This is a genomic window from Gordonia sp. CPCC 205515 (assembly GCF_048537925.1).
GTDB lineage: Bacteria > Actinomycetota > Actinomycetes > Mycobacteriales > Mycobacteriaceae > Gordonia.
Genome location: NZ_JBCLVJ010000008.1, coordinates 186,502 through 191,781 on the forward strand (window position 1 = coordinate 186,502; position 5,280 = coordinate 191,781).

At 66.8% G+C, this 5,280-nt stretch carries 5 protein-coding genes; 2 read left to right on the forward strand and 3 right to left on the reverse strand.

All coding sequences use genetic code 11. The features are described 5' to 3' along the window. Nucleotides 1-260 precede the first annotated feature (260 nt). Complete coding sequence (locus AAFP30_RS12905) at nucleotides 261-977, forward strand: hypothetical protein (RefSeq protein WP_419230320.1); 717 nt, start codon at nucleotides 261-263, stop codon at nucleotides 975-977. Nucleotides 978-1,237: 260 nt separating this feature from the next. On the opposite strand, the gene AAFP30_RS12910 is transcribed toward AAFP30_RS12905, so the two are convergent. Genes AAFP30_RS12910 through AAFP30_RS12920 form a run of 3 tightly spaced genes read right to left on the reverse strand, consistent with a single transcriptional unit; the run spans nucleotide 1,238 to nucleotide 3,651 of the window. Beyond that, nucleotides 1,238-2,224, reverse strand: a complete 987-nt coding sequence (locus AAFP30_RS12910) for an ABC transporter substrate-binding protein (protein WP_419230321.1) — start codon at nucleotides 2,222-2,224, stop codon at nucleotides 1,238-1,240. Nucleotides 2,225-2,250: 26 nt separating this feature from the next. Next, nucleotides 2,251-2,970, reverse strand: coding sequence for an SDR family oxidoreductase (locus AAFP30_RS12915; protein WP_419230322.1), 720 nt, complete (start codon nucleotides 2,968-2,970; stop codon nucleotides 2,251-2,253). Between the two features lie 3 nt (nucleotides 2,971-2,973). Further along, entirely contained in the window at nucleotides 2,974-3,651 is a 678-nt protein-coding gene (locus AAFP30_RS12920; protein ID WP_419230323.1) for an isochorismatase family protein, read from the reverse strand. Nucleotides 3,652-3,674: 23 nt separating this feature from the next. Between AAFP30_RS12920 and AAFP30_RS12925 the strand changes: the two genes are divergently transcribed. Then, nucleotides 3,675-5,252, forward strand: a complete 1,578-nt coding sequence (locus tag AAFP30_RS12925; protein WP_419230324.1) for a (2,3-dihydroxybenzoyl)adenylate synthase — start codon at nucleotides 3,675-3,677, stop codon at nucleotides 5,250-5,252. Nucleotides 5,253-5,280: the final 28 nt, after the last annotated feature.

The following is a 5,280-nucleotide window of genomic DNA, read 5'->3' on the forward strand; positions in this document are numbered from 1 at the left end:
CACCACCCGCACGATCATCGACCTGTCCAACACCCTCGGACACCTGCTGTGCGTGTGCGCCGCCGAGATGGACCGCCTCGGGGTGGCCGCCCAGTCCGGCGGCAAGATCAAACCCTTGCTCATCGAGATGGGCTTGGCACCGGCGGTGGCCGACCGAGTCCTACGGATTGGGCGCGGACTGCCGGCCATGCAACTACTGCCCGGCTACGCCGAAGACGGAGTGTTCCCGATCGAGCACCTCGACGCTATCGTCGCCGGACTTGGGTCACATGGAGCGCCGTGCGCTCGATGGACTGTGCGACGAGGAGAAACGAGAGGTGGGATCGGCGTTGATCGCCCAAGCCGCCTCCGGCGCGACGCCCACCGAGATCACCGACAAAGCCCGCGCAATGGGCAACGAGTACGCCACCGAGACCGGTGGACTGCCGGCGGCCGAGGACCACACCCTCAACGAACTCACCCTCATCAAGGTCGACGGGCGGATCCGCATCCGCGGCGACCTCGACATCGTGACCGGGGAGAAACTGATGGCCGCCATCAGTTCACTGTCGAAGAAACGGCCCGAACCCGACGGCTCGGAGGACGCCCGCAGCACGGCGCGCCTCCAGAGCGACGCGCTCGACCAGATCGTGGATGCCGCCGCGGCCACTACCAGCCCGTTCCTGACGCGCCCGAACAATCACGTGAACGTGATGATGCCTGCCGCCGACCCCACGATGTCGTATCTGCAATCCAACGGGCCGGTCACCGCGGCCACCGCCGCCCTGCAACTGGAGGGAGGTCCGACGGACCTGGAGAATGGGTGCCTGCTGTGTCCGTCATGTCACGCCGACGTCCACCACCTGGGTTGGGACATCATCATGGGTGCTGACGGGCACCCCTGGTTGATCCCGCCGGCGTCGAGAGATCCACGCCGACAACCTATTACCGCCTACAACAGGCGCACCATGGTCCTCGACGACCGGAGTGCCGCATGAGGACTTCGACACGCCACTCCTTCGCAGGGGCCGCTCAGTCAGCGATGAGTAGAAGCCCACCAATGACGGGAGGTTTCGACACGCCCCTCGCCTGGCGGCTCGGGACGGCTCAACCAGCGGAGCGACTCAGCACATTTCGCGCACCCGACGACGATCGGGACCGCGCACGATCTTTGACAACTCCACAGTGTGAACAAGCAGGCAGGCACGCGGGCTGCCTGCCGGACCATGGGCGGTCCGGCAGGCAACCTACGCGGCCGTCAGAGTCGTGCGGCGATTGGGTTGAGCAGGTTGATCACATAGCCGACGGACGGTGCGCTCGGGACGCTGAACGCGGCGGCGTTGTCGTTGGTGATGTAGGCGACGGTGTCGTTCTTGACCGCCTTCAGATTCGACCAGCCGGGCACCTGTTCGATCGCACTGCGGTCGGTGAGCGTCCACGCGACGATCAGGTCGGAGTCGATCAGGTCGATGCGCTCCGGGGAGATGACGGTGCGGGTCGGGCCACCTTCTTTGTATTCGGCGGCCAGCTTCGGGTTCAGGGTGAAGCCGAGTTGGGCGAGCAGTCCTGCCGACGAATCATTCGTCGTGGTGACGGCACCGAAGCCGGAAGCTCCGCGGAACTGGGCAAAGGTGAAGGTCTTGCCCATGGCGTTGGGGTGTGCCTTCTGGAAGTCGGCGATCTGGGTATTGGTCTTGTCCACCAACGCCTGTGCCTCGTCCTGCTTGCCGAAGATCTTGCCGGTCGTGGTCGCGACGTCTTCCCACGTGTCGACCGTGGCGCCTTGTTTCATGACCGGGATGGTCGGCGCCAACTTCGAGAGTTGGTCGTAGTACTGCTGATCCGGGACGTAGCCGGCCAGGATGACGTCGGGGTTGAATCGGGCGATGTCATCGACCTTCGGGACCTCCGATGCCCCGACGACAACGACCTCCGAGTCGTGCTGCGGCGTCCATTCGAAGTGATTGTTGGGACCCGCGTAGCCCTGCTGGACGAACTCCGCGGTGATCGGAACATTCAGTGCCGCAAGGGTGTCGGTCCAGTCGCTGGACATCGTCACCACCCGGGTGGGGCGCTTCGGGATCGTCGTCTCACCATACTGGTGGCTGATCGTCACCGGGGCGTACTCGGCGTCGCTGCTCGACGACGCGTCGTCGTCGGGTGCCGAGCACCCCGCCACCAAGGCGACCATCAGGGCAAGCACCGCGGCCACAAAGGGTAGACCGATCCGGCGATTCTTTCGCACAGCATCTCCAATCATCGTCATGGTTCTCACATATCCAGGGTGGCGCCACCGTCGACGCGCATGTCGTGCAATGTCACGTGCCGAGCGGCGTCCGACGCGAGAAACAGCACCGATTCGGCGATATCCGCAGGATCCGCGATGCGGCCGAGCGGAATACCCAACCGAAACTGGTCCGGATCGCCGGCCAGGACGGCCGCCCGATCGTCGTCGGGTGAGGTCCACATGCCGCGCAGCATGTCGGTGTCGGTCGACCCCGGCGACACAACGTTGATCCGGACGCCTGCGGGTGCGACCGCGAGCCCGACGCTGCGGGCGTACGAGGTGGCGGCGGCCTTCGACGCGGCGTAGGCGGCCAGCGCGGTGCGGGGGATGGCCCCGGCATTGCTGGAGATCACCACGATCGATCCCCGTTTCCGTGCAGCCATCGCGGGGCCCGCGACGTCGAGCATGTTGCGGACGCCGCCGGCGTTGACGCACATGCAGAGGTCCCAGTCGTCGCTCAGCACGCCGGCCGCGTTGATCAGCAGATCGACGGGTCCGTGGGTCTCTTCGGTTGCGCGCCAGGCATTCACCACCGCGTCCCGATCGGCGACGTCGACGGTGCGGATGCCCGGGGCATCGGTCACATCCCAGGGATCGACGGCCGCTCCCGCACGGTGCAGGGCGTCGACGACCGCGCGTCCGATGCCTCCGGCCGCCCCGGTGACCACGGTGGTCCGGCCAGTGATGCCGGCGATCTCACTCACTGGTCAGCGGGCCACGGCGGAGGCGTGCACGTCGTCGGCCACGTCGATGCGGCCGGCCTCGAGGGCGGTGATCACGTCGGCCGTGGTCATGACGCGGCCGGCGCGCTTGCCGACGTAGGTGGCAGCCATCTCGTGCTCGTCGCGGCTGAAGTCGCTCATCGCGTCGACGACGAAGAAGGGCGCGACGTCGCTCATGAAGGCTTCGGTGGCACTGATCATGCAGCCCATGTGCGCGTACACGCCGACAACGATGAGCTGATCGCGGCCGTGGTGGCCGAGCAGCTGCCGCAAATCCGTGCGCTGAAAGCCGGAGTACCGCCACTTGGTGACGGTGATGTCACCGTCGCGCGGGGCGAGCGCGTCGACGACCTCTTCGTCGCGACCGCAATCAAGGCCCTTACCCCAGAAGTCGGCGAGGATGCCGCGTCGTGAGGGATGCTGGTCGCCGGGCTGCACGGTGTAGACGACCGGGATGTCGGCGGCTTCGCAGGCCTCGCGGATCCGCGCCATGTTCGGTAGGGCGGTGGCCATCGGTTGCGCGTCGACGTCGTAGGCGTCGATGAAGTACTTCTGCATGTCGTGGATGAGCAGCGCGGTGCGATGCGGGGACAGCGTCCAGTTGACGCGCTGAGGAAACGGGCCGGTCGGGATCTCGTACGGGGCGATAGCAGGTATGGCCATAGCGTTAGGGTAGCCTCACCTGCGTGAAGGTTGCACCATGGCCCCCGGAACTTGTCGATCACTACCGCTCCGCAGGGCTGTGGCAAGGGCAGACCTTTGACGACGTGCTGCGTGAGCGTGCCGCGGATCCCGAGGTCGCGGGACGCACCGCCGTCGTCGACATCGACCGCCGCCTGACCTACGCCGAGCTGCATGAGCGGGTCGACCGACTCGCCGCCGGCCTCGCGGCACTCGGCATCCGGCCCGACGATCGGGTGCTGCTGCAGATCCCGAATCGGGTCGCCTACGTCGAGACGGTGTTCGCGGTCTTCCGGGCGCGCGCGATCCCGGTGTTCGCCCTACCCGCGCACCGGGAGACCGAACTCGTCGGAATCGCGCAATCAGCGGGAGTGGTGGCGATCATCGCGCCGCGCACCGACGGCGGATTCGACTATCGCGCCTTGGCCGACACGGTTGCGGCACAGGTGGATTCGGTATCGCACATCATCGACTGCGATGACCTCGAGACGCTGTTCACGGAACCGGTCGACCACGGTCGCGCCGATCCGGGTGAGCTGGCGTTCCTGCAACTGTCCGGCGGCAGCACCGGCATCCCGAAGCTCATCCCGCGCACCCACGACGACTACCTGTACAGCGTGCGGCGCAGCAACGACGTGTGCGGCGTCAGCGCCGACACCGTCTTCATGGCGACTTTGCCGGTGTCGCATAACTTTCCGATGAGTTCACCGGGTATCCTGGGTACGCTCTACGCCGGCGGTGTGGTCGCTCTGACCGCCTCGCCGCAGCCGTCTGTGGCATGGGAACTCGTGCAGCGCGAACGCGTCACGATGACCGGCCTGGTTCCCCCGTTGGCCCGGTTGTGGACCGAAACCGCCGAACGCGGAACCGAGCACGACATCTCGTCGCTGGAGACGATCCAAGTCGGCGGCGCTCGCTGCCCCGACGAACTCGCCCGCCGCTTCGGCCCGGCACTCGGCGTCACGCTCCAACAGGTGTTCGGCATGGCCGAAGGACTGGTCTGCTACACACGCCTCGACGACCCGATCGACGCCGTCACCACGACGCAGGGCCGCCCGATGTCCGACGACGACCAGGTGCGCCTCGTCGACGAGGACGGCGAACCCGTCACCTCGGGTCCGGGTTTCCTGGAAACCCAGGGGCCGTACACCATTCGCAGCTACTGGCAGGACGCGAGTCCGTCGTCGTTCGCGCCCGACGGTTGGTACCGCACCGGTGACATCGTGGAACTGACGGCCGAGGGCAACTTCATCGTCCGCGGCCGCGGCGGCGATCGAGTCAACCGGGGCGGTGAGAAGGTGTCGGCCGAGCAGATCGAGGAGCAGCTCCTCACCCATCCGGCGGTGCGGGACGCGATCGTGGTGGGGGTGTCCGATGAGTATCTCGGCGAACGCACCTGTGCCTACGTGATTCCCGCCAATCCCGACGAACCGCCGAACGTCGCGACGATCCGCAAGTTCGTCCGTGAGGCGGGCTTGGCCGAGTGGAAGCTGCCCGACCTGGTCAAGGTCGTCGACGGATTCCCGGAGACCGGCGTCGGCAAGGTCAGCCGGAAGAAGCTGCGACAGCTACTCGCCGGCTGAGACCCGGCCCCGAGGTGACCCGGCCCGT

Excerpts from the sequence above, each read along its gene's own strand:
- AAFP30_RS12920 (WP_419230323.1), bottom strand. The coding sequence starts at position 3,651 with ATGGCCATACCTGCTATCGCCCCGTACGAGATCCCGACCGGCCCGTTT.